20 protein-coding genes and 1 pseudogene are annotated in these 23162 nt (G+C 68.5%); 11 read left to right on the top strand and 10 right to left on the bottom strand.

The window, feature by feature from the left end; genetic code table 11:
• Positions 1-15: 15 nt before the first annotated feature.
• From ACIN94_RS25775 to ACIN94_RS25765, 3 genes are all read right to left on the bottom strand, one after another.
• Positions 16-1770 carry an ABC transporter permease gene (locus tag ACIN94_RS25775; protein ID WP_400710879.1) on the bottom strand — a complete coding sequence of 585 codons (1755 nt, stop codon included), beginning with the start codon at positions 1768-1770 and terminating at the stop codon, positions 16-18.
• 460 nt (positions 1771-2230) lie between these two features.
• A complete protein-coding gene (locus tag ACIN94_RS25770) occupies positions 2231-2662 on the bottom strand; it encodes an ArsR/SmtB family transcription factor (RefSeq protein ID WP_400710877.1) in 432 nt (143 codons plus the stop codon).
• An 81-nt stretch (positions 2663-2743) separates the two neighbouring features.
• Positions 2744-3145, bottom strand: a complete 402-nt coding sequence (locus ACIN94_RS25765) for a hypothetical protein (protein ID WP_400710874.1) — start codon at positions 3143-3145, stop codon at positions 2744-2746.
• Positions 3146-3530: 385 nt separating this feature from the next.
• Between ACIN94_RS25765 and ACIN94_RS25760 the strand changes: the two genes are divergently transcribed.
• Both ACIN94_RS25760 and ACIN94_RS25755 read left to right on the top strand, forming a co-directional pair.
• Positions 3531-4313 carry a MerR family transcriptional regulator gene (locus ACIN94_RS25760; RefSeq protein ID WP_400710871.1) on the top strand — a complete coding sequence of 261 codons (783 nt, stop codon included), beginning with the start codon at positions 3531-3533 and terminating at the stop codon, positions 4311-4313.
• A complete protein-coding gene (locus ACIN94_RS25755; protein WP_400710868.1) occupies positions 4310-5134 on the top strand; it encodes a hypothetical protein in 825 nt (274 codons plus the stop codon). The genes ACIN94_RS25760 and ACIN94_RS25755 overlap by 4 nt, the downstream gene beginning before the upstream one ends.
• A gap of 356 nt (positions 5135-5490) precedes the next feature.
• Here the strand turns inward: ACIN94_RS25755 and sigJ are convergent, their stop codons facing one another.
• Together sigJ and ACIN94_RS25745 are read right to left on the bottom strand one after the other, a co-directional pair.
• On the bottom strand, positions 5491-6414 hold the full coding sequence (gene sigJ / locus ACIN94_RS25750) for an RNA polymerase sigma factor SigJ (RefSeq protein WP_400710865.1): 924 nt from the start codon (positions 6412-6414) through the stop codon (positions 5491-5493).
• 290 nt (positions 6415-6704) lie between these two features.
• Positions 6705-6893, bottom strand: coding sequence for a hypothetical protein (locus ACIN94_RS25745; RefSeq protein ID WP_400710862.1), 189 nt, complete (start codon positions 6891-6893; stop codon positions 6705-6707).
• A gap of 170 nt (positions 6894-7063) precedes the next feature.
• Here ACIN94_RS25745 and ACIN94_RS25740 point away from each other — a divergent pair, with 170 nt between their 5' ends.
• The 3 genes from ACIN94_RS25740 (at position 7064) to ACIN94_RS25730 (ending at position 9534) form a co-directional block, all read left to right on the top strand.
• A complete protein-coding gene (locus ACIN94_RS25740; protein WP_400710859.1) occupies positions 7064-7435 on the top strand; it encodes a YciI family protein in 372 nt (123 codons plus the stop codon).
• Positions 7432-8643, top strand: coding sequence for an RNA polymerase sigma factor (locus ACIN94_RS25735; protein ID WP_400710856.1), 1212 nt, complete (start codon positions 7432-7434; stop codon positions 8641-8643). Before ACIN94_RS25740 ends, ACIN94_RS25735 begins: the two co-directional genes overlap by 4 nt.
• 81 nt (positions 8644-8724) lie before the next feature.
• Positions 8725-9534, top strand: a complete 810-nt coding sequence (locus tag ACIN94_RS25730; protein WP_400710853.1) for an ArsR/SmtB family transcription factor — start codon at positions 8725-8727, stop codon at positions 9532-9534.
• Positions 9535-9990: 456 nt separating this feature from the next.
• On the opposite strand, the pseudogene ACIN94_RS25725 reads toward ACIN94_RS25730, so the two are convergent.
• Both ACIN94_RS25725 and ACIN94_RS25720 read right to left on the bottom strand, forming a co-directional pair.
• Positions 9991-10491 (bottom strand): annotated as a pseudogene (locus ACIN94_RS25725) (TCP-1/cpn60 chaperonin family protein); the annotation flags it as partial.
• A 451-nt stretch (positions 10492-10942) separates the two neighbouring features.
• The gene (locus ACIN94_RS25720; RefSeq protein ID WP_400710850.1) at positions 10943-11437 is read right to left on the bottom strand and encodes a winged helix-turn-helix transcriptional regulator; all 495 of its coding nucleotides are present in this window, start codon (positions 11435-11437) and stop codon (positions 10943-10945) included.
• A gap of 293 nt (positions 11438-11730) precedes the next feature.
• On the opposite strand from ACIN94_RS25720, the gene ACIN94_RS25715 reads away from it, so the two are divergent.
• From ACIN94_RS25715 to ACIN94_RS25695, 5 genes are all read left to right on the top strand, one after another.
• Positions 11731-12555, top strand: coding sequence for an enoyl-CoA hydratase/isomerase family protein (locus ACIN94_RS25715; RefSeq protein WP_400710847.1), 825 nt, complete (start codon positions 11731-11733; stop codon positions 12553-12555).
• Between the two features lie 2 nt (positions 12556-12557).
• The gene (locus ACIN94_RS25710) at positions 12558-13946 is read left to right on the top strand and encodes a CaiB/BaiF CoA transferase family protein (RefSeq protein ID WP_400710844.1); all 1389 of its coding nucleotides are present in this window, start codon (positions 12558-12560) and stop codon (positions 13944-13946) included.
• The gene (locus tag ACIN94_RS25705; protein WP_400710841.1) at positions 13943-14497 is read left to right on the top strand and encodes a DUF302 domain-containing protein; all 555 of its coding nucleotides are present in this window, start codon (positions 13943-13945) and stop codon (positions 14495-14497) included. The genes ACIN94_RS25710 and ACIN94_RS25705 overlap by 4 nt, the downstream gene beginning before the upstream one ends.
• A 785-nt stretch (positions 14498-15282) precedes the next feature.
• Positions 15283-15723, top strand: a complete 441-nt coding sequence (locus ACIN94_RS25700; RefSeq protein ID WP_400710838.1) for a pyridoxamine 5'-phosphate oxidase family protein — start codon at positions 15283-15285, stop codon at positions 15721-15723.
• Positions 15716-16723: an NADPH:quinone reductase gene (locus ACIN94_RS25695; protein WP_400710835.1), complete on the top strand. Its 1008-nt coding sequence runs from the start codon at positions 15716-15718 to the stop codon at positions 16721-16723. The genes ACIN94_RS25700 and ACIN94_RS25695 overlap by 8 nt, the downstream gene beginning before the upstream one ends.
• A 572-nt stretch (positions 16724-17295) precedes the next feature.
• Here the strand turns inward: ACIN94_RS25695 and ACIN94_RS25690 are convergent.
• The 3 genes from ACIN94_RS25690 to ACIN94_RS25680 are packed head-to-tail and all read right to left on the bottom strand — an operon-like array spanning position 17296 to position 19788.
• Positions 17296-18471: an MFS transporter gene (locus ACIN94_RS25690; protein ID WP_400710832.1), complete on the bottom strand. Its 1176-nt coding sequence runs from the start codon at positions 18469-18471 to the stop codon at positions 17296-17298.
• A 50-nt stretch (positions 18472-18521) separates the two neighbouring features.
• A complete protein-coding gene (locus ACIN94_RS25685) occupies positions 18522-19295 on the bottom strand; it encodes an SDR family NAD(P)-dependent oxidoreductase (RefSeq protein WP_400710829.1) in 774 nt (257 codons plus the stop codon).
• Positions 19296-19314: 19 nt separating this feature from the next.
• Complete coding sequence (locus ACIN94_RS25680) at positions 19315-19788, bottom strand: MarR family winged helix-turn-helix transcriptional regulator (protein ID WP_400710826.1); 474 nt, start codon at positions 19786-19788, stop codon at positions 19315-19317.
• A gap of 114 nt (positions 19789-19902) precedes the next feature.
• Here ACIN94_RS25680 and ACIN94_RS25675 point away from each other — a divergent pair, with 114 nt between their 5' ends.
• Positions 19903-23151 (top strand): efflux RND transporter permease subunit, encoded by a 3249-nt coding sequence (locus tag ACIN94_RS25675; RefSeq protein ID WP_400710823.1) that lies wholly within the window; start codon positions 19903-19905, stop codon positions 23149-23151.
• The last annotated feature ends 11 nt before the right edge of the window (positions 23152-23162 follow it).

Raw genomic sequence — 23162 nt, 5'->3', positions numbered from 1 at the left:
CAGGGCGTGCGCGGGTCAGCCGAGCGAGTACCGGGACTCGGCCAGCCGGTACAGTCTGCGCCACACCAGCCGGTTGAGCCCGACCACATACAGGCTCATGACGGCGATACCGGCGATGATCTTCGGGTAGTCGCCGGTCCCGGTGGCGTGGGCGATATAGGCGCCCAGACCGGTCGCGGTGAGGGTGGTGCCACCGAATGTGACGATCTCCGAGACGATGGAGGCGTTCCACGCGCCTCCCGAGGCGGTGATACCCCCGGTGACGCAGGAGGGGAAGATGCCAGGGATGATCAACCGCTTCCATCGCAGCCAGCCGCGAATGCCCAGGTTGTCCATGGCTTCGCGCAGGTCGCTGGGGATGGCCATCGCGCCGGCGATGGAGTTGAACAGGATGTACCACTGGGCGCCGAGCGCCATCAGCAACACCCCGCCGAGGTTCAGGCTGAGCCCGGTCCTGAGGAAGAACCAGGTCGCCAGAGGGAACAGGAAGTTGGCCGGGAAGCTGGCCAGGATCTGCACCAGCGGCTGAGCGATGCGGGTCAGCCTGGGCGAGAATCCGATCTTCACTCCGATCGGCACCCACACCAGAGTGGCCACCGTGACCAGCACCACCACCCGGGCGAGGGTGGCCAGGCCGAGCAGCAGCGGCTCGGCGAACACCCCCAGTCCCGTGCGCAGCTCCAGGTAGGCCAGCAGGTTGAGCACACCCCAGCCGATCAGCACGCAGGCCGCGACCGCGAAGACGATGTCGCCGGCCCGGCGGCGGCGCGGGTCGATCCGCAGCGGCCGATCGTCGAGGCCGAAGACGCGCCCGAAGCGGTTGACCGTCTCGCGCGCGGGCGTGAGCGCCCGGCCCAGGGTGCGTGGCCACTGTGAGTGGCGAAGGAAGTCCAGGACGAGAGAACGCTGAACGTGGACGGCTTCGGACTGCTCGACCTTGAACTTCTCCACCCAGGCCACCAGGGGCCGCCAGAACAGGAAGTTCACACCGACGACCATGATCGCCATGGTGATGATCGCCCAGCCGACTTTCGCGAGGTCGCCGGCGGCGATGGCGGCGCCGGCGTAGGAGCCCACGCCGGGTAACGCGTATCTATGGTTCAGCACGCTGATCGCCTCGGAGGCGACCAGGAAGAACCAGCCGCCGCCGAAGCTCATCATGGCGTTCCATACCAACGGGATCGCTCCGGAGGGTAGTTCCACCCTCCAGAACCGCATCCAGCGGGTGAAGCGCATGCTGCGCGACAGCTCGTCCATCTCCCGGGGAGTAGTGATCAACGAGTGATAGAACGCGAACGTCATGTTCCACGCCTGCGAGGTGAAGATCGCGAAGATCGCGGCACACTCCAGCCCGAGCAGCGACCCCGGGAACAGGGCGACGAACCCTGTCACCGCCACGGTCAGGAACCCGAGCACGGGGACCGACTGCAGGATGTCCAGCGCCGGGATCAGCACCCGCTCCAGCCGGCGGGAATGCGCGGCGGTGTAGGCCCACACCATGGTGAACACCAGCGACAACCCGAGCGCGGCGAACATCCGCAGCAGGCTGCGCACCGCGTAGTACGGCAGCCTGGCCGGGTCGGTGTCGACCGTGATCACCTGGGATGGGGAGAACGACACCGTGGTCCCCCGGCCGACGCGCACCACGACGTACAGCATCACCAGAACGCCCAGGGCGACGACGAGATCCACCCAGGAGAACTCGGCCAGCCGCCCGGCCACCCGGCTGGACAGCGAAGCCCGACCGGCCAAAGGACGTGGAACGCTCATGCCGCGGACCCTTCCTGCGAAGTGATCAACGAAAAAGGAAGCTTCGGATCACCGCCTCGCGGGAAGGCGCCCCCCCGGCCGCCTCCGCCCCAGGGCGGAGAGACCCCGGACACGGCCGCCGAGCCGGCGGGGCCGCGCTCTGGATCGGAGATCAGACGCCGCCCGCGAGGCAGCCGGGACCATGCGGTCCGCCGTCCATCGGCTGCCCACTTGCCTGGTCGCCGTGGCCTTCATGGCCGGAACAAGCCTGACACATACTTACGCAAGTCTGCAAATAAGCAGGGGTGGATGTGACGCCCAGGGAAACCCCAGGTCAAGCCGTCATTCCCCGGTCTGTTCGACGGTCGCCGTTGTGGTCACCAGTGCCTTGAGCGCCTGGGCCTCCCTTGTCGAGCGGAACTCCTGCCAGAACCGCAGAAAGGCGCTGACCAGTACCATCGTGGCCGCGGATCAGGCGGGACTACCGCGAGCGATGAGGAAGTGCGGACAGGCGAAGCCCGCCGGGATGGAGCAGCCAGGCTGGACGAGCTGCCTCCGGCACGGTGGAGGCGGCCTCCGCCTCCGGCGGTGAGTCGATGACGCCGGTCACGTAACCGGTCAGCATTCCCGCTTCGGCCAGCAGCCCGGCCACATGGGAGTTGGCCGCGCGATAGAAGATACGGGTCCCGTCCCTGCGTGAGCTCACCAGCCCGGCCGCACGCAGCTTCGCCAGATGCTGCGACACCGCCGCGACATGCGCGCCCACCAGCTCGGCGAGCTCGCTCACTTTGCGCTCGTGATCCGACACGGCATACAGGATCTGAAACCGGGTGGGCTCGGCGATCGCCTTCAACACCTCCACGATCTCCTCTACCGACACGACCGGCGACCCCTGAAGAACTTGCGCAACCATGCAAAGATTCTATGCGGGAAGCCGGTCTCTGCCCACCGGAAATGACGCGTCGGTGACGGACACGGGGGAGGAGGGAAATGCTCAGTCGTCCGCTATCGTCACGTCGAGCCGGCGCAGACGCGCGGGGTCGGCGAGAATGTCGATTCCGGCGATCCTCCCGCGCCTGACCGTGAAACCTACGACCGAGATCGGCTGTCCGTCTGGAGCCGTGAGGAGTCCCGCGGCTCCGTTCACGAGCACCGGCCGGGCGAACCGGGCGAATCGCGAGAAGATGAGCGCCTGCCTGGCCACGGCCTGTGCTCCGCGAATCACCCCCGAGACGCCTGCGGGCACGGCACCGTAGTCGACGCGGAGCACAACCTCCGGGTCGAGGACCGCGACCAGGGCGTCGAAATCACCGCGGCGCGCCGCGGCGAGGAAGGCGTCGACGACTTCTCGCCGGCGGGTGAGATCGGCCTCGGGAGCCGGGACCGTTCCCCGCACCCGGCGGCGTGCGCGGCTGGTGAGCTGCCCAGGTTCTCCACGCCGCCGGTGCCGGAGCGGCTGAGCCGGAGTCAGGCCTCCTGGACCGCGTCGTCGGCCTCGCTCAGCGAGCCGAGCATCCGGGGGGAAAGACACTCACAGATACAGGGAGCAACAGGTGAAACTCGTGATCTTCGCGGCGACCGGCGGTATCGCCGACTGACCGACCTTCTCGACGAGAGGAGTTCCCCCGGTCGCCGTCCATGCCGGCCGGGTCCTGCCACGCCACGGCGGAGGTCGGCATGCCAGGACGCCTGACGTCTTCGCCGGGCATCCGCCGTCCTGGCCTGTCCTCCGAGGCGTCCGGCTTGACCTTGACGCGACGTCAACGTCTGTAATGGGGGACATGCGAATCGGAGAGGTCGCGGCACTGGCAGGCATGACCACCCGCGCCGTGCGTCATTACCACCATCAGGGCCTGCTGCCCGAACCACCGCGGCGGACCAACGGCTACCGCGAGTACGGTCTGCGGGACGCGGTCGAACTGGCACGGATACGGCGGCTCACCGAGCTCGGCCTGACCCTTGAAGAGGTGCGCGACGCCCTGGCGGACGACCGGGGCCGTGACCTGCACGAGGTGCTGCTCGAACTGGACGCCGACCTCGCCCGCCAGGAGCGGGCGATCCAGGAGCGCCGGTCTCGGCTGGCGGTGCTACTGACGGAGGCCGCCGACTGTGAACTCGCCCCCGACGACGTGGTGTCCCCGGGGCTGGCAGGCCTGTTCGGCGCGCTGTCGGCCTCGGTGGGTGAGCTGCCGGAGCCCGCGCTGGCGGCCTGGGACCGCGAGCTGCTCACGCTGATGGACACGACCGCCACCCCGGAGGATCGCGACCGGCTGTTCGCCGCCCTGCAGCCGATGGCCGCCGACCCCGCTGCCGTCGCCCGCGCCTATGACCTCTACCGCAGGCTCGGTGAGCTGGCCAGCGCGGACATCACCGATCCGCGGATCCCCGCGCTGGCGGCCGAGTTCGCCGACCACATCCCGGCTGACCTGCTGGCCGTCCTCGCGCCCGGTCTGCCGCAGGCCACCACCGATCCAGTCGGTGAGGCGTTCTTCGCGGAACTTCCCCCGGCCCAGGCCGGAGTCCTGCGCGAAACGCTGCGCCTTCTCGCCGGGCGGCTGCCGTGAGGCGGGGAGTCCGCGGGGTCGCCTACGCGGTGCTCCCCGCGGAGGTGGCCTTGGTGCTGTGCCTGCTGGCGGGAGTCTCCGTCCCGATGCCGGTGATCGTGGCGGCCGAGGCGGCCGTCACCGTTCTCGTCTGCGTGGAGGCGCTCCTGCTGGCCGGGGCTTTCAGGAGACACCGGTCGGGTGGCCTGACGGTGGCCGGGGCGGCCGGGGCGGCGCTGCGGGATCTGGTTCCCGAGCCGGTCCTGCGGTTGATGGCGCATGAGGCGAGAGCCGCGGCAAGCATCGGCTACCTGGTCACCGGGCGGCGGAACGGTGTCCGCGGTGATGCCGTCGCGATCGGCTACGCCCGTGAGCAGACCCCCATGATGATCGCCCTGCTCGTGGTATGCGTGATCGAGGTGGTGGTTCTGGCCATTGTGCTGCCCTGGCCCGTGGTTCACGCGGTCGTGCTGGTTCTCGGTGTGTACACCGTGGTCATGGTGCTGTCGGTGACGGCCGCCGGTGTCACCCGGCCCCACGTCGTCGGCCCGGCCGAGCTCCGGCTCCGCTGGTGTGCCCTGTTCGATCTCCGCGTGCCCGTCCCGCTGATCGAGTCCGTACGGGTGGACCGGCGCTACAGCCACGAGCGTCTCCTGCAGGTGACCGGCTCCGAACTCTCCCTGGCTGTGTCGTCCCAGACGAACCTGGTCGTCGAGTTGGCGGAACCGGTGACCGCGGTGCGCCCCCTGGGAGCCACCGTCACGGCCCGGCGGCTCCGGGTTTACGCCGACGACCCGGACGCCGCGGTTGCCGCGATCAGACGAGCCCGTGACGCGGGGTGACCAGGCAGCGGTCGCCGGGTCGGGCTGGCAGGGAAAGCCACGACGGACACGGGACCCGCCCTCCTGAAGGCGATGCGACACATAACGTTACCGAGTCGCCCCCGCAGCACCGGACCGCGGTGTCGCGGCGCTCACGTATGCGCGGGTTGTCTGTTCGTTCATCGGACACGGCGGGTCCGCAACCGGCCACGGACGAGGAATCCGGCTGCGGCCAGGCTGTTGAGGTTGGGGCCGTCTCCCTCGCGGCAGGGCAGGCTGAGGTGCCCCACGGCGGCCAGATTTCTCCACGCCGTTGTTGACCTGATGATCGGCCTCGATGACTCAGGCCGTGGCCATCCCCGGGTGAGCAGCGCGCGTCAGCCCGTCGTCCAGGACCGGAGCTTGTCGGGGTTGCGTACCGCCCAGATGCGCTTGATCCGGTCGCCTGGAACGTCGAACGCCATCACCGTCACGGTGACGCCGTCTTGCTGGGCCACCAGACCGGGCTGGCCGTTGACCGTACGCTCCAGGATCGTCAGGTTGGGTGCCCTGCCGGCGATATCGACGAAGATGCGCGCGATCTGCTCGCCGCCTTCGATGGGGCGGAGCACGGCGCTGACCAGGCCGCCGCCGTCGGCGATCCCCGTGGCGTCGGGGTCGAGGAGGCCGAGGAGGGCGTCGATGTCCTTGGCCTCCCAGGCCTGTTTGAAGTCTCTGACGATGCCGGCCCGCTGGGCCGCCGGAGCCGCGGGAGCCTGCGACGTGCGGATGCGGCGGCGGGCCGAGGAGGCCAGCTGGCGGCAGGCCGCCGGGGTACGGCCGACGATCTCGGCCACTTCGGCGAAGGGGTAGCGGAAGACATCGTGCAGGATGAACGCGACACGCTCGGCCGGGGTCATCGACTCGAGCACGACCAGGAAGGCCATGCTGATCGACTCGTCCAGGGTGACCCGGTCGGCCGTGCCGCCCGGCCGCCCGTTGATCCATTCCGTACGGTCGGGCAGCGGCTCCGGGATCCATGCGCCCACGTAGCGCTCGCGCCGGGCCCGGGCCGAGCCGAGCAGGTCGAGGCAGAGGCGGCTGGCGACCTTCGTCAGCCAGCCGCCGGGGGATTCGACGGCCTGCTGCTGCTGTCGGGACATCGCGTACCAGCGGGCGTAGGTCTCTTGGACGGCATCCTCGACCTCGGCCAGGGAGCCCAGCAGCCGGTAGGCGAGATTGATCAGCTGACGCCGCTCACTCATGATCGCGCGCAGGCTCGGATCGAGCCGGCCGTTTCCTGGCTCGGATGGCGTGGTCATGGTGTCCCCGACTTCCTTCGTCGCATCTGCCCTCACCAGATCGACGACACAACCCCTGGGAATGTGAGGTTGACGCGTCGCCTCACATTCCCAGCAGTTGTTTCGTCGTACTACTGAGACGAACACATTCCGCGAACAGGAAAGCTCAGCGACATCATGACCGACTTCCCCGTCCTGCGATATCGCCTCACTGGCACCCACGCCCATATCCGGCGATGGGCCGCCACGACCGTCCCGCAGGTGGCGCACGCGTGGTGAACACAGACGAGAAGGAAACCAATGACCGACTTTCAGGCCATCGTCGAGCGAGTCGCCTCATAGTTGGGGAGTGCGGCCGGGGTGGTCCGGGTTGCCGGGCGCATGGTCAGGATCAGTACGGCCAGCCCGGCGAAGATGACCGCGGCGACGACGCCGAGCAGCGCGAAGCCGAGCGAACTGCCGAAGTAGTTGCCGGTCTCCGACGCCGCCCAGCAGTGCACGCGCGACGATCAGCATCAGCGGGCTGACCGCGGAGGCGGCCACGACCGACAGCACCGCGAACGCCGCTCCGTCGATAGTTCTGGCGGGGGGGATGTCAAGACGACGGCGGCGGCTCCGACCAACCGGTCGAAGGGCCCAGCCGGGGCTCGCGAATCACGAGGAGCACGAGATGAAGTTCCTGATCAGCCTGCATATCAACCCGGCCGTGCTGGACGCCTTGACCGACGAGGAGAAGGCGGCGATCGGCGACGGCCACGGCAAGTTCATCGAGGCGCTGAAGAAGTCCGGCGAGCTGATCAGCACGCAGGCGCTGGTCGACCCGTCACAGGCCGCTGTGGTGTCCGTACGCAACGGCCAGCCGGTGGTGACCGACGGCCCTTTCCTGGAGTCGAAGGAGTATCTGGGCGGCTTCTACCTGATTGACTGCGAGAACAAGGAGCGGGCGATCGAGCTGGCGGCTCAGATCCCGGACACCACGATCGAGGGCCTGGGGGTCGAGGTGCGGCAGGTGATGTTCGCTGACGGACAATTGGAGGCATGACGGCACCAGCCATCGAGGACCTGCTGCGTGAGCTCACGCCGCAGGTCCTCGGCGCGTTGGTACGCCGGCACGGTCAGTTCGAGGGGTGTGAGGACGCCGTACAGGAGGCTGTCCTCGCCGCCACCGTGCAGTGGCCGGCCGAGGGAGTGCCGAACAACCCGCGCGGCTGGCTGGTGACTGTCGCGTCCCGGCGGCTCATCGACCAGATGCGCAGCGACCGCGCGCGTCGCGAGCGGGAGTCGGCGATGGCCACCGAGGCGGTTCCCGAGGACGTACCGGACACCGACGACACGCTCGTCCTGCTGTTCCTGTGCTGCCATCCGACGCTGACCGCGGCCTCCCAGACCGCCCTGACGCTACGGGCGGTCGGCGGCCTGACCACTGCTGAGATCGCCCGCGCGTTCCTGGTGCCGGAGGCCACGATGGCGGCCAGGATCAGCAGGGCCAAGCAGCGCATCAAGGCCGCCGGCAGTTCGTTCAGCCTGCCGGACGGCGCGGAGCGCGAGGAGCGGCTGCGGGTCGTCCTGCACGTGCTCTACCTGATCTTCAACGAGGGCTACACCGCCTCCTCGGGCAGCGAGTTGCACCGAGCCGATCTCGCACACGAGGCGATCCGGCTGGCCAGGATGGTGCACGCGCAGCTGCCCGAGGACGGCGAGGTGACCGGGCTGCTCGCGCTGATGCTGCTGACCGACGCCCGCCGGGAGGCACGTACGATGGCGGCCGGCGACCTGGTGCCGCTGGACGAGCAGGACCGTACGAAGTGGGACCGCGAGCTGATCGACGAGGGCATCGAGCTGGTCAAGGCATCGTTGGCCGGCCCGGCGCTGGGGCCTTACCAGCTGCAGGCCGCCATCGCCGCCACGCACGCCGACGCGGCCACGGCCGAGGAGACCAACTGGCCGCAGGTGCACGTGCTTTATCTGATCCTGGAACGGATCGCACCCAACCCGATGGTCACCCTCAACCGGGCGATCGCGCTCGCCGAGACCGAGGGCCCGCCGGCCGGGCTGGCCCTGCTGTCCACATTGGACAGTGACGAGCGGATGGCCGGGCATCACCGGCTGCTGTCCGTTCGGGCGTATCTGCTGGAGAAGACCGGCGACACGGCCGGGGCGTACGAGCACTACCGGCGCGCCGCGAAGTCCACCGCCAGCATCGCCGAGCAACGCTACCTGGAGTCCCGGGCCAGCCGGGTGAGAACTTAGATTCCGATGATCGCCTTGAGCTCACGGCCAAAGATGACTCACTATTGACAATAGGCAGGTGTTTACCTGCATAATAGGGGTGTGAGCCTGGAAGCGAGAGCGATGGACTCGGTCTTCAAAGCGCTGGCCGACCCCACCCGACGACGCCTGCTTGACCGTCTGCGCGAGCACAACGGCCAGACGCTGCGCGAGCTGTGCGAACGCTTGGACATGGCGCGCCAGTCTGCGACACAGCATCTCGACATCCTTGAGCGAGCCAACCTCGTCACCGTCGTACGGCGCGGACGGGAACGGCTTCACTACCTCAACCCGGCACCGATCCACGAGATCGAGGAGCGCTGGATCTCGGAGTTCGACAAGCCCCGACTGCAAACGATCAGTGCCATCAAGAACCAGGCAGAGGAGTACGCCATGACCAACGGACCCACGTCCGTGCCGACCTACGTCTATGTCACCTACATCCACGCAAGCGCGGAGCAGTTGTGGCAAGCCCTGACGGACGCGGACCTGACGGCGCGCTACTGGGGACACGCCAACGTTTCGGACTGGCAGCCGGGCTCGATCTGGGAACACCAACGCGTCGACGGATCAGGCGTCATCGATGTCGTCGGTCGAGTAATCAAGGCCGAGCCCCCGACGCGCCTGGTCATCACCTTCGACGATGCCCCTGGCGCCGAATCGCCAAGAGAACCGTCGGTCGTCACCTTTCTTGTCGAACCGCACCACGACATCGTCCGCCTCACCGTGACCCACGAGAATCTTGCCAACCCGGCGATGCTCAGCGGAATTTCGCACGGATGGCCGGCCGTGCTGGCGAACCTCAAGTCGCTGCTTGAAACCGGCGAGGTCCTCCCGCAGGCGCCATGGGAGATGTCTCGCGCGCACGCCTGAGACGGCAGCCGCCGCAGCCCTTCCCGCATTCACTCCGCGCACGGCTACAGATAGAAGACACGATGGACACCACCCCGCTTCGGGACGCCTACCCCGCGCTGCTGGACGCTGCTGCCGCCGAGCGGCTGCGGCAGAGTTGATGGCACATCTGGGCATCGACCGCGCGTCCGTACGTGATCGCATCAGGACTTGAGAAACGCGGGCAGTCGATGCTGCTGCTGGGAGCCAGACCAGGCGGCCCTCTTCAACAAACCGTCGTTTCTTGAAGATTGCTCCGATCGGGCTGCAGAGGGCCGGAATATCTTCAATAATTCGCTTCAACAACCTGGCCGGTTCGCCGGGATCGATATCGCGTACGCGAATCCGTTCAGCCACACGCAGAGTCTGTCAGTCACGCCGCCCGAGAGAGACCCGGGCAGCGTGCTACGAACGAGGCAAACCCAAGCTGATACGGCACTAGAAGTCCATGTCGCCGCCGGGCATGGCGGGAGCGGTCCGGTTCTTCTCGGGCTTCTCGGCGATGACGGCCTCAGTGGTGAGGAAGAGCGCCGCGATGGAGGCGGCGTTCTGCAGCGCGGAGCGCGTCACCTTGGCCGGGTCGATGATGCCCGCCTCGAACATGTTGACGTACTCGCCCGTGGCCGCGTTCAGGCCCTCACCCGGGATGAGGTTGCGGACCCGCTCCACCACGACGCCGCCCTCGAGGCCGGCGTTGACCGCGATCTGCTTCAGCGGCTCCTCAAGCGCCTTCTTGACGATCACGGCACCGGTGGCCTCGTCGCCGACGAGCTCGACCTTGTCGAACGCCTTGGCGCCCGCCTGCAGCAGCGCCACGCCCCCGCCGGGGACGATGTCCTCCTCGACGGCCGCCTTCGCGTTGCGGACGGCGTCCTCGATGCGGTGCTTGCGCTCTTTCAGCTCGACCGCGATCAGTTCCTCCAGCCTCGCCACCGCCGAAGCCGGGGATTGCCGGTGAGGGTGGGAGCAGCCTCGACAAAGTCGGGTCGGCCTGGCACTGCCGGATGGGCCGGGCCCGGTGAGCGAGACGAGAAGGTATACGCGAGGAACCGGTGTTGTTACGCCTCTTGAGGCGACGCCAGCTCAAACCCGGTGGATATGGGCTGGTCGGCGGTGCGTACCCACTCCTCATTGCGGGTGGGGAACTCTTGGTCGGGCATTGCGCGTCTGGACTGGGAGGCCACGGTGAAGGACTACGGAGTAGTCGTGGCGAGACCGCAGGGGTATAGCCGGGTGCCTAACTCGTCGACCGGACAGCAGTGAACGTGGGAACCATCCGGGTTCGCTCCCCGCGACCCGTCCGGCCAGGGCGGCAGCGTGTCAGTCAAGGAGAAGAGGGCAATGTCCGTGGACGCAACCCGAGGCGCTCGGCGCACCGGCCGGCCAGCCCTCAGGTGACGGGGCCTGCGAGGGGAATTGGTTCGAGCGATCGCCAGGGCCGTATCCAGGCTTCCTCCTCGCGGCGCACGGGTTGCCCGCAGTGGTCGCAGCGGCCGCCCGCGGTGGTGGCGTGTCCACAGGTTTGGTGGATGACCCGCATGGGTTCGGCGGGTTCGTCGGGCGTGGTGTGTTCGTGGCCCCAGGCGGCAAGGGCGTGCAGCACCGGGAGCATGTCGGCGCCCGCGGTAGTGAGGCGATACTCGTTGCGGGTGCGTCCGCCGTCGCGGTAGGGCACCCGGGTGAGCAGGCCGCGCTCGACGAGGCGGGCCAGCCGGGTGGACAGGATGTTGTCGGCGATGCCCAGGTCCGATCGGAAGTCCTCGAAGCGGGTCATGCCCAGCGTGGCGTTACGCAGGATCAACAATGTCCACCGTTCCCCCACGGCATCGATGGCCCGGCCGATCGGGCAGGGCGCACCCGCACGCACCTTTCGGTCGGTTGCCAAGGCTTTAACCCCTTCCACCCATAGCTGGCTTGCGATAAGCAAGTCTACTGCATATGGTTTGTCGCATATCTGACTATCAAACTGCAAGTTAGAGGTTCGTTCGCCGCTCCCGGGGTCGCGAGCGAAGAGCACGATGCCGACGGCCACAGCAGGTCGGTGCCCGGGCCCGCCCGTAACGGCCCTGAGCGCGGGTGCCCGCACCGCCGGCGCCTGGCCGAATGGACCGCCGGCCGTGTCATCGATCACCGCCGCCGCCAGGGGACGGCGGCCCTGCCAGGCAGGAACAGACAGCCATGCCGGACCAGAAAACCGAAGCAGACCAGACCTTCTCGCCGGACGCCGAGGAGGCGCCGATCGGCCGCCGAACCGATGGTTCCGTCGCGGTACTGACACTCCAGTATCGGCCCTACAACCTGCTGGATGCCGCCTTCAGCGGGCAGATCGTCGAAGCGCTCCACTGGGCGTGGGCCGAGGGCGCCCGAGCGGTGATCATCGAGAGCGGGCTGCGCCATTTCTCCGCGGGCGCCGATCTCAACGCGATGCTGGCCGCCGCGACCGAGGGGAACGGCGTGCTCGACTGGCAGCTGCTCGACGTGCTGCGCGCCTTCGACGAGCTGCCGCTCCCGATCGTGGCGAGCGTGCACGGAATCTGCGTCGGAGGCGGGCTGGAGGTGGCGCTCGCGTGTGACCTCATCGTCGCGAGTGAGTCCGCCAAGCTGGGTTCGGTGGAGGCCACCATCGGCCTGCATCCCCTGATGGGCGCGATCCAGCGCATCACGCAACGTGCCGGTGCCGCGCGGGCCAAGGAGATGGCCATGCTCGGGCGCCGCTACGACGCGCGCACGATGGAACGCTGGGGGATCGTCAACCGGGTCGTCGCGGACGAGCGGCTGAGCGCGGCGACGATGACCCTGGCCCGCGAGCTGGCGGCGGGACCGACGGTGGCGCACGCGGCGACGAAAAGACTGGTGTCGACAGCCATCAGCCAGGGCGTCCGCGCGGCCGACGAGGCCATGTCCGAGATCCAGGAACCGATCTTCCGCTCCGCGGACTTCCGCGCCGGGGTGGACTCGCTCAACCAGAACGGTCCCGGCATGGCGCGCTTCAGGGGGTGTTGACCGTGCCCGCACCACTGACCGGCATCCGTGTCGTCGATTTCTCCCGTGTACTCGCCGGACCGCTCTGCGCGCAGACGCTGCTGGAGCTCGGAGCCGAGGTCATCAAGGTGGAACCCCCGGGCGGCGACCTGTCCCGGCGGGCGTTCCCCCGCGAGGCCGAGATCTCCGGCTACTACGCCCAGCAGAACGCCGGCAAACGCAATGTCTCGATCGATCTCAACGCGCCGGGCGCCCGGGAGGTCGCGCTGCGCCTGTGTGATCGCGCGGATGTGATCGTGGAAAGCTTCCGGCCGGGCACGCTGCCCTCGTTCGGACTGGACTACGACACCGTCGCCGCACGTAACCCGCGCGTCGTCTACGCCTCGATCAGCGGCTACGGCCAGCACGGCGCGTGGCGCTCGCGGTCGGCCTACGCACCGACCATCCAGGCCGAAACCGGTATCACCGCGATCACCATGGACCAGTTCGGCGCTCCCGGGGGACGGCCGCGCACCGACTCGTTGTCACACGCGGACGTCTACTCCGGGCTGCACGCCGCCATCGCCGTCCTGGCCGCGCTGGACCACCGCGACCGCACCGGCCAGGGGCAGTACATCGACGTGGCCATGGCCGCGGTCATGCTCGCGATCGACGAGCGTGTCCACGTGGACCTGTCGGGCCAGGACCTCGGGGCAGAAGTCCCGATCCTGGGCGCCACGGACTGCCCGTTCTTCGCCGGCCCGGAAGGGAAAACCTTCGTCAGCCCGATGAGCCTGGTGGGCAGCGCGACCTTTCCCTTCTACCTCGCCGCCATGCGGCGCTCCGACCTCGCCGACGACCCGCGATTCCGAACGCCCGAAACACGACGGGAGCATCTGGACGAACTGCACACCATCATCCAGGAATGGATCTGGACATTCGACGACATGGCCTCCCTGGACGTGCAGTTCGACGAGGCGAAGATCGCCACCGGACAGCTGCGCACCGTCGGGGAGTTCGTCGGCGGCCAGTGGGCCCGCGAGTGGAAAGCCACCCGCTCGGTCCCCGACCGCAACGGCGGCCAGATCACCGTACCCGGGCCACCCTGGCACTTCAGCGCCGACGGCGAGCCTGCCTCACCGGAAAGCGCCGACGGCGAACCCTCCTCACCGGCGAGAGTGCCCGCCCGGCAGGGCGAACACAACGACGACGTCCTGCGTGAACTGGGATTCGACGAAGACGAGATCGGTTCGCTGCGGCGCCTGGGCGCGCTCACCGAACCCAGCCGAGGCGACGGAAACGGGCGCGACCGGGCGAGCGACCCCGGGCGAGCCCACGAGGAGGAAAGAGGCCTGGCTCAGGCGGACCGTCACACCGTCCCTCGCACCCACCAGGGCGCCAACAGCCACGAAGCATCACCGGAGAGATCATGACTCAGCAGACAGACACCAGAATCCACAGCGTCCCGCACGAGGTGAACCGTCTGACCGTCGACGTTCCCGACACGTTCCAGGGGTTTCGCGACCGCTACGAGCGCGCGGTCCCCGAGGTCGACGCCGGACGCTTCGAGCAGCTCATCAAGGACGACGCCGACTGGGACACCGTTCTGCGGGCGACGGCCGAGGGCGCGCCACACGGGTTCCTCATCTACTGGCGCCACGACACCACGTCACTGATGCGGCTGGCCGGCGACCGGTGGCTCTGCGTGCACTACCTCATGGGAAACCACACGATCGCCCAGCGGATGTTCCACCATGATCCGGCCGTCATGCTCTACGCGCCGCTGCGCACGGAGATCTACCAGGGCCCCGACGGCGTGACCCGGTTCGCCGTGGACCAGCCCAGCACCCGCTTCTCCAGCTTCGGCAACCCCGACATCACCAGGGTCGGCCTCGACTTGGACCGCAAGCTCGCCGCCCTGCTGGAACACCTCGACGCACCCGTACCGGCCGAGCTCGTCCAGGAACGGGTGTCCCATGGGTGAGGGCTTTGTCGCATCCTTTCCGGCCCGCACCGGCCGCCGCCCGCAGGTTCGTTGTTCTTCGACCCCCGAAATCCCCAGCTCAGCAGCGGCGGCTTTAGCGGTCTCCCGGCCCACGGTCCTCGCCTCGGCCAGAGGGCCGATCACCTCCGCACGCCGTACCGCGACGGCCCACACGTCATCTGAGACCGTCAGCACGCTCCGCTCAACGACCTCCACCTGCCCGCCGTCCAAACCCGGACCTCACCGTCGCGCACACGAGTACAGACAGAGATCAACGGTAGTGCACACGACTACGGACAGCACGAATTCCACACTTCCCTGCGCATCGACCCATAGCCCCAGGTCATCCGTGCACACGACTTCGAAAATCGACATAAAGAGGACTTCGGACAAGGTATTGAGAATCGTTCGATTCTTCGACGCCCAGCGCGTACATCGCACCCACCGACATCGGAACGGTGGATGGCGGCAACTCCGCCCGCCTCGGCTCGCTGGGGCGGTGGCTTGATCGAGGGCCCCGTTGTGCCGGGCCGAGTGTCGGCAAACGGTTATCCGACACATCGAAAGGTACCCGTAACAGCGCAGAGAGCCCGGAAGCCGCTGATGTCGGCGGCGGCTGAAATTTTCATCCGTTGCCGAGAGCTGACGGCAATCGGGGTGCCTGGGGATCGTCGAGTACGACACGGCGCGGAAGGGCTCCAGCGGATCCGGGCACTCGATGAATTACGATGCAGCGGTCACAGCGCGAGCGAAGGCGGGAAATGGTGGGAATCATCACGCAGGACATGCGGAAGATTGTCGACAGTGCCAAACTCGCGTTCGTGGCGACGGTCTGCGAGGACGGCTCCCCGAATCTGTCCCCGAAAGGGTCGTTGCTCGTCTACGACGACGATCACCTGGTGTTCATGAACATGGCCTCACCCACGACGGTGGCGAACCTAGGGCGCGATCCCCGGCTTGAGGTGAATGTGATCGATTTCCTCCTCAGGCGTGGCTACCGGTTCAAGGGCACCGCCGAGCTCCGCGGGGAGGGCGACCCCGTATACGCGTGGTCCCGCCAATGGGTGCTGGACACCCACGGCCCTGAGTATCCGTGCCACGAGGCGGTGCTGATCCGGGTGGAACGGGCACTGCCGGTGGAATCGCCCGCCTACACGTTCGGGCACTGGAGTGAAGAGGACCTGAAACGCGCCTGGTCCGCCACATACGGTCTGACACATGAGTAGCCGTGTCACCGTACCCGCAACGGTTACCGCCGCATACATCGACGCGACCGGCCCAGCGAGTCGGATCCACGTCGGGAAGCTGCCCATGCCCACCATCGGCGGCGGCGAGGTCCTGATCCGCACCCGGGCGATCGCGGTCAACCACGTCGACACCTACGTGCGATCCGGCGCGTACCCGACGCCACTCACCTTCCCCTTCGTCATCGGCCGCGACGCGGTCGGCACGGTAGCCGCCGTCGGAGCCGGCGTGTCCGGCTTCGAGGGAGGCGACACCGTGTGGTGCAACAGCCTCGGCCACGGCGGTCGGCAAGGACCTTCGGCGACCTATGCCGCCGTCGCGGCCGAACGCCTCTACCACCTGCCGGGCGATGTCGACCCGGTAGCCGCTGCCGCGGTACTGCACACCGGCGCAACGGCCTACCTCGGACTCTTCCGCGAAGCGCACCTGCGCATCGGCGAGACCGTTGTCGTCGGGGGAGGGGCCGGCGGGGTGGGAGGCGCAGTCCTGCAACTCGCCTCTGCTGCCGGAGCGAGGGTCCTGGCCACCGCGCGGCCCGACGACGCGCAGTGGTGCCGGGCAAACGGCGCCGATGAGGTATTCGACTACAAGGCTCCCGACCTTCCCAAGCGCATCCGACACGCCGCGCCCGAAGGTGTCGACGTGTACTGGGACACCTCCGGCCACCATGACCTCGAGAGCACCGTCCCCCTTCTCGCCCACCGCGGCAGAATGATCATTATGGCCGCCCTCACCGGCCACACTCCTCTCCCGGTCGGCCCGCTGTACACCCGCGACGCGAGCCTGCAAGGCTTCGCGATCTCCAATGCCTCAGCGAGCGAACTAGCGGACACCGCAGTGGCACTGAACTTTCTGCTCGCTCGGGGAACGCTCCGTGCACGGGAGGTCCAGACTCTGCCGCTCTCGCAGGCCGCGCAAGCCCACATGATACTGGAGGAAAAGCGGGGGAGGGGCCGTATCGTCCTCCTGCCGGAGGACTGAGCCCCCACATCCTCTTGCCATGCACCGACAGCGACGCACCCAGCGACCGGCCTCAACCACCAGGTGACGAGCCTCGGTACTGGTGAGCTCGCGTACTCAACTGTCGCCAGTTCTCGGCAGCGGGGGGCTTGTTGGTAACCGCGTGTGGTCTCCGGGGGACGGCCGCGGACCAGGCACGGTGTTGGTGATCGTGCGCTTCGAGAAGCGTGGGCGGTTGTTGATCGGAGAGCTTGAGATAACGGCCAGGACCGACAGCATCCCGAGCAGGTGAGCAGTCGTTGGGGCGGACGGCTGCTCACCTGTTGCGCCTTCTCGCGAACCGGCATCGGCCGCAGGTGTGGTCCGGGACGTGCCTTCCGCAGGGGCCGGTAGCCGGTATTAATCTACAATGTAAAGGCGGTCGGTCGGTCCAAAAACATAACAAAACGGACTAAAGACTCATAAACCACCAAAAACAAGAGGCTCGCGCTGCGTTCACGCGGGCGTGGCCGTACTGGGCCGCTACCGGGTGTCTCCGGCCTCGGGGCGGCACGGGCGTTCGGGGTGGGGGCGGACGGTGGTCGGCGACGTTTTCAGGAGGTGAGCTGGGCGCGGGGGCGTAGGGCACCGGCCGAGGCGGCCATGAAGGCGGCCAGCAGGGCGGGGATGACCAGGGCACCGGGCAGGGTGATGATCTCGGCGGCGCCGCCGATGAGGGCGGGTCCGGCGACGAGCCCGGCGTAGCCGATGGTGGCGACCTGGGCGATGGACTCTCCCGCGCGGGCGGGGTCGTGGTTTCCCGCGGCGGAGAAGACCTGGGGGACGATGGTGGCCAGGCCGAGGCCGAACAGGGCGAAGCCGGCGATGGCGACGGGGACCCGGCCGATGACCAGTGCGGTGATCAGACCGGCGGTGGCGACGACGCCGGAGTAGCGGACCAGGCGGACGGGGCCGAATCGGCGGGCGAGGTGGTCTCCGGCGAAGCGGCCGATGGTCATGGCGGTGGAGAAGACGGCGAAGCCGAGGGCGGCGATGCCCGGGGAGGCGCCGAGGTCGTCGAAGAGGTAGACGGCGGTCCAGTCGACGGCCGCGCCCTCGCCGACGAGTCCGGCGAAGGCGACGACTCCCATGAGGACGATCCAGCTGGACCAGCGGGCGCGGGTGGGGAGGGGGGCGGAGGCGCTGGGGGTAGGGAGGGGGGCGGAGGGGAGGAGGTGACGCCGGGCGTAGAGGGCGAGGAGGGCGAGGGGGATTCCGGTGACGGCCAGGGTCGCGCCGGCGCTGAGGCCGAGCCAGGCGAGCAGTCCGCCGAGGGCTGCGCCGAGGAGGCCGCCGATGCTGAACATGCCGTGGAAGGAGGACATGATGGGGCGGCCGTAGGCGCGTTCGACTTCGACGCCGTGGGCGTTCATGGAGACGTCGAGGGAGGCGTTGACGAGGCCGTACAGGAAGAGCGCGGCGATGAGCAGGGGCAGGGTGGGGGCGTAGCCGGGAGGGATGACGGTGAGGGCTGTGGCGACGGCGGCGGGGGTGACGACGCGGGCGCTGCCGAACCGGTCGGTGAGCCGTCCGGCGAAGCGCATGCCGGTGACGAGGCCGGCGGCGACGGCGAACAGGCCGTAGCTGAGCTGCCCGTCGCTGAGACCGAGGTCGTGTTTGACGGCGGGGATGCGGGCGGCCCAGACGCCGGAGAGGGTGCCGAGCAGGATGAAGAAGAACGACACGGCGCGGCGGGCGCGGGCGGTCTGGCGGGTCGTGGGGTGGTTCATGGGCGCCCCCGGGGGGTTTCGGCTCGGGGGCGTTATTTAACCATGGAGGTTCAGTGGACGGAGAAGCCTCCGTCGACACAGATGGTCTGGCCGGTGATGTAGGCGCTGGCTGGGCTGGCGAGGAGGACGGCGATGCCGGCGAAGTCGGCGGGGGTGCCGTTGCGGCCGGTCATGGAGCGGGCGGCGAGGGCCTCGACGCGGCCGGGGACGGCTTGGGCGGGTTCGGTGAGGGGGGTGAGGACGAAGCCGGGGATGAGGGTGTTGCTGCAGACGCCGTGGCGGGACCAGGCTTCGGCCTGGGAGCGGGTGAGGCCGGTGATGGCGGCTTTGGAGATGCCGTAGGCGCCGCTGTCGCCGAAGGCGCTGATGGATTGCTGGGAGCCGAGGTTGATGATGCGGCCCCAGCCCCGTTGGGCCATGCGGGGGCCGAAGTGCTGGCCGAGGAGGTAGGGGGCGGTGAGGTTGACGGCCATGGTCTGTTCGTAGTCGGCGGTGGTGAGGTCGGCCATGGGGCGGCGGATGTTGTTGGCGGCGTCGTTGACGAGGATGTCGATCTCGCCGTAGAAGGTGGCGGCCTGCTGGCGGATGCGGGTGAGGTCGGCGGGGTTGGCGAGGTCGGCGCTGATGGAGGCGGTGCGGATGCCGTGGTTTTGGAGGCGGGTGGTGGCTTCGGCGAGTTGGGCGGGGCGGCGGGCGACGATGATGACGGCGGCGCCGGCGCGGCCGAGGGCTTCGGCGATGGTGTGTCCGATGCCGGAGCTGCCGCCGGTGACGAGGGCGACGCGGCCGGTGAGGGAGAAGAGGTCCTCGGTGTAGGTGGACATGCCGGTGGAACCTATCATCCTACCTTTGGGGGGCATGTTCGGTGTGGAGGGTGGTGGCGGCGGCTTGGATCTTGTTCATGGCGTTGGAGAGGTCGCGCAGGGTGGGGGTGTCGAGGTGCTGGAGGAGGCGGCGGAAGTCAGCGAGGCCGGCGTCGGCGATCTGTTCGGTGAGGGTGCGGCCGGCGGGGCTGAGTTCGACGCGGCGGACGCGGCGGTCGTGGGGGTCTTCGCGGCGGGTGACGAGGCCGTGGCCGACGAGACGGTCGACGATGCCGGTGACGGTGGCGAGGCTGACGCCGAGGTGGTGGGCGAGGTCCTGGCCGGAGGCGGAGTGCTGGAAGGACAGGATCATGACGACTTTGAGTTGCCGCATGGTGAGGTTGGAGTCGAAGAGGGGGGAGGGGGCGCGGTGGTGGGCGAAGAGCCGTCCCAGGTCGCGTTGTATTTCGCCGATCTGGTCGATCAGCCGGTCGCGTTCGTCGTTCACACTCACCTCTCGCTTCCTGAGAAGGTTATCAGGATTGCAAAGCTTCGCTAAATATTCGTACTAGGCGAAGTGTTAGTGTGGGTGAAACTTATTGTGACGTCCCCCTAGGAGTCCGCCCCCATGACCGCCCTGGCCAGGTTGAGCCTTGCCAACCGCAGCCTCGTGATAATGATCGCGGTCGTGTTGAGCGCGTTCGGCGCCCTCGCGATCCCCTCGCTGAAACAACAGCTGCTGCCCTCGCTTTCGTTCCCGGGGGCGTTCGTGGTCGCCCCCTACCCGGGGGCCGCTCCCGAGATCGTGGAAGATCAGGTCACCAAGCCGATCGAGGACAGTTTCCAGGGCATCGGGGGCGTCACCAAGGTGACCTCCACCTCCAGGGAGGGGATGTCGCAGGTTCAGGTGGCGTTCGAGTACGGCACCGACATCGACGCGGCGGTCGCGAAGATGCAGCAGGCGGTGGCGCGGCTCGGCGCCCGGCTGCCGGCCGGGGTGGATCCGCAGGTGCTGTCCGGCGGCACCGACGACATCCCGGTGCTGGTGCTGGCGGTGGCGGCCGGCGACGACGAGCGGGCCATGGCCGACAAGCTGCAGCGGGCCGTGGTGCCGCGGCTGCAGGGCATCGACGGTGTCCGCGAGGCCACGGTGACCGGCACCCGCAACGAGACCGTGGTGATTACCCCGGACGTCGGCAAGCTCGCCGCGCGGGGGCTGGCGCCGAGCGCGGTGACCGACGCGCTGCGGGCCAACGGTCAGCCCGTTCCGGCGGGCAGCCTGGTGGAGGACCAGACGTCGCTGACGGTTCAGGTCGGCAGCCGGATCGCCTCGCTGGAGGGTCTGAAGAACCTGTATCTGATTCCCGCCGCTCCGGCACCGGCGCAGGCGCAGCAGGGGCGTCAGATGCCGGCGGCGGCAGCGGCGCAGAACCCCGTCCAGGCGCAGCAGGTCCCGCAGCAGGCAGAGCGTGCCGGGGCGGCGCCGAGGCCGGTCAAGCTGGGCGACGTCGCCGACGTCAAGTGGTCACTGGCCGCCGGTACCTCGCTGACGCGCACCAACGGTAAGCCGAGCCTGGGCGTGTCGGTGACGATGACGGCGGACGGCAACGCGGTGGCGATCTCGCACGCGGTGCGTGAGATGCGGCCGGAGATGGTCCGCGCGATCGGTGACTCCTCCGAGGTGACGGTGGTCTTCGACCAGGCCCCGTATGTGGAGCGGTCGATCGAGGATCTGACCACCGAGGGCCTGCTGGGTCTGGTGTTCGCGGTACTGGTCATTTTGGTCTTCTTGTTGTCGGTGCGTTCGACGCTGGTGACGGCGATGTCGATCCCGTTGTCGGTGGTCATCGCGTTGATCGCCCTGTGGGTGGGGGATTACTCCCTCAACATGCTCACGCTGGGGGCGCTGACCATCGCGGTCGGGCGGGTGGTGGACGACTCCATCGTGGTTCTGGAGAACATCAAGCGGCATCTGGGGTACGGCAAGGCCAAGCGTGAGGCCGTGCTTTCAGGGGTGCGTGAGGTGAGCGGGGCCGTGACGGCCTCGACGTTGACGACGGTGGCGGTGTTCTTGCCGATCGCGGTGGTCGGCGGCATGGTCGGGCAGCTGTTCGCGCCGTTCGCGATCACGGTGGCGGTGGCGTTGCTGGCCTCGTTGCTGGTGTCGCTGACGGTGATCCCGGTGCTGGCCTACTGGTTTTTGAAGGCGCCGGTGTTGAGCGCGGAGCAGGCGCGGGTGGTGCGGCAGGAGGCCGAGGCCAAGGAACTGCGCAGCCCGTTGCAGCGCGCCTATCTGCCGGTGCTGCGTTTCGCGACCAGGCGGCGGCTGAGCACTGTCCTGGTCGGCGTTGTGATCTTTGCGGGGACGATGGGTCTGGCCGGGCGGCTGGAGACCAACTTCATCGACTCCTCCGGTCAGAACACGCTCTCCCTCAGCCAGAAGATGCCTCCCGGTACCGATCTGGCCACCACGGACGCGGCGGCCCGGAAGGTGGAGAAGGTGCTGGGCTCTGTGCCGGAGGTGGAGAGCTACCAGGTCAACGTGGGCTCCGGGGGCGGGTTCATGGGCATGGGCGGCGGCAGTGGTGGCGATCGGGCCTCCTACTCGGTGACGGTCTCCGAGAGCGCCGATGCGGCCGTGGTGGAAAGTGCGCTGCGCGAGCGGCTCGCGGAGCTGAAGGACGCCGGTGAGGTCACCGTCGGTGGCGCCCAGGGCGGTCCGGGTGGTGGTTCGGCCAACCAGCTTCAGGTGATCGTGCAGGCGCCGGACGCCGCGACGCTGCGTGAGGCGGCCGAGGCGGTGCGCGGGGCGATGGCGGGTCTGGAGGGGCTGCGGGATGTGTCTTCCAACCTGGAGGCCAGTGCCCAGCGGGTCGAGGTTCAGGTGGATCGCCGCAAGGCGGCGGCCCAGGGGCTGACAGAGGCGCAGATCGGGCAGATGGTCGCGCAGTGGTTCCGCGGGGCGCCCCTGGGCCAGGTCACGCTGGACGGGCGGGCCGGCGATCTGATCCTGCGGACGGCTGAGGCGCCGCAGAGTGTGAAGGCGGTCGGTGAGCTGCGGCTGCCGGCGGCGACCGGGCAGGTCAGGTTGTCGGAGGTGGCCAGGGTCGCCAAGGTCGACGGGCCGCCGCAGGTGACCCGGATCGACGGGGAGCGCAGCGCGACGGTGTCGGGCACCGCCACCGGTAGCGACCTGGGCAGTGTCACCGCGGCGCTGACGACCAGGCTGGAGGCGCTGTCACTGCCGGCGGGGGCGAGTTTCGCTCTTGGCGGGGTGAGCGCCGATCAGGCTGAGGCGTTCGGCCAGCTGGGGCTGGCGATGCTGGCCGCCATCGCGATCGTCTTCATGATCATGGTGGCGACGTTCCGCAGTTTCGTCCAGCCGCTGATCCTGCTGGTGTCGGTGCCGTTCGCGGCGACCGGCGCGATCGGGCTGCTGTTGGCCACCGGGACTCCGCTGGGTGTTCCGGCGCTGATCGGCATGCTGATGCTGATCGGCATCGTGGTGACCAACGCCATTGTGCTGATCGACCTGATCAACCAGTATCGGGAGCAGGGACTGGGCGTGGTGGAGGCGGTGATCGAGGGGGGCCGGCGCCGGTTGCGGCCCATCCTGATGACCGCGGTGGCGACGATCTTCGCGTTGATCCCGATGGCGCTGGGCCTGACGGGGTCGGGTGGTTTCATCTCCCAGCCGCTGGCGATCGTGGTGATCGGCGGCCTGCTGTCGTCCACGTTGCTGACGCTGGTGCTGGTGCCGACCTTGTATGTGATGGTGGAGCGGGCCAAGGAACGTTTCCGCCGGACGCCCAAGGCCGGTCAGCATGGGGCCGAGGTGGAGGTGGCGGGCGCCGGTGAGCTGACCCCGGCCCGGTAGGTCCCCGGCGG

The organism is Streptosporangium sp. NPDC087985 (assembly GCF_044741965.1).
GTDB lineage: Bacteria > Actinomycetota > Actinomycetes > Streptosporangiales > Streptosporangiaceae > Streptosporangium.
The sequence above is the reverse complement of the archived record's forward strand: the minus strand, read 5'-3'. Positions and strand labels throughout refer to the sequence as shown.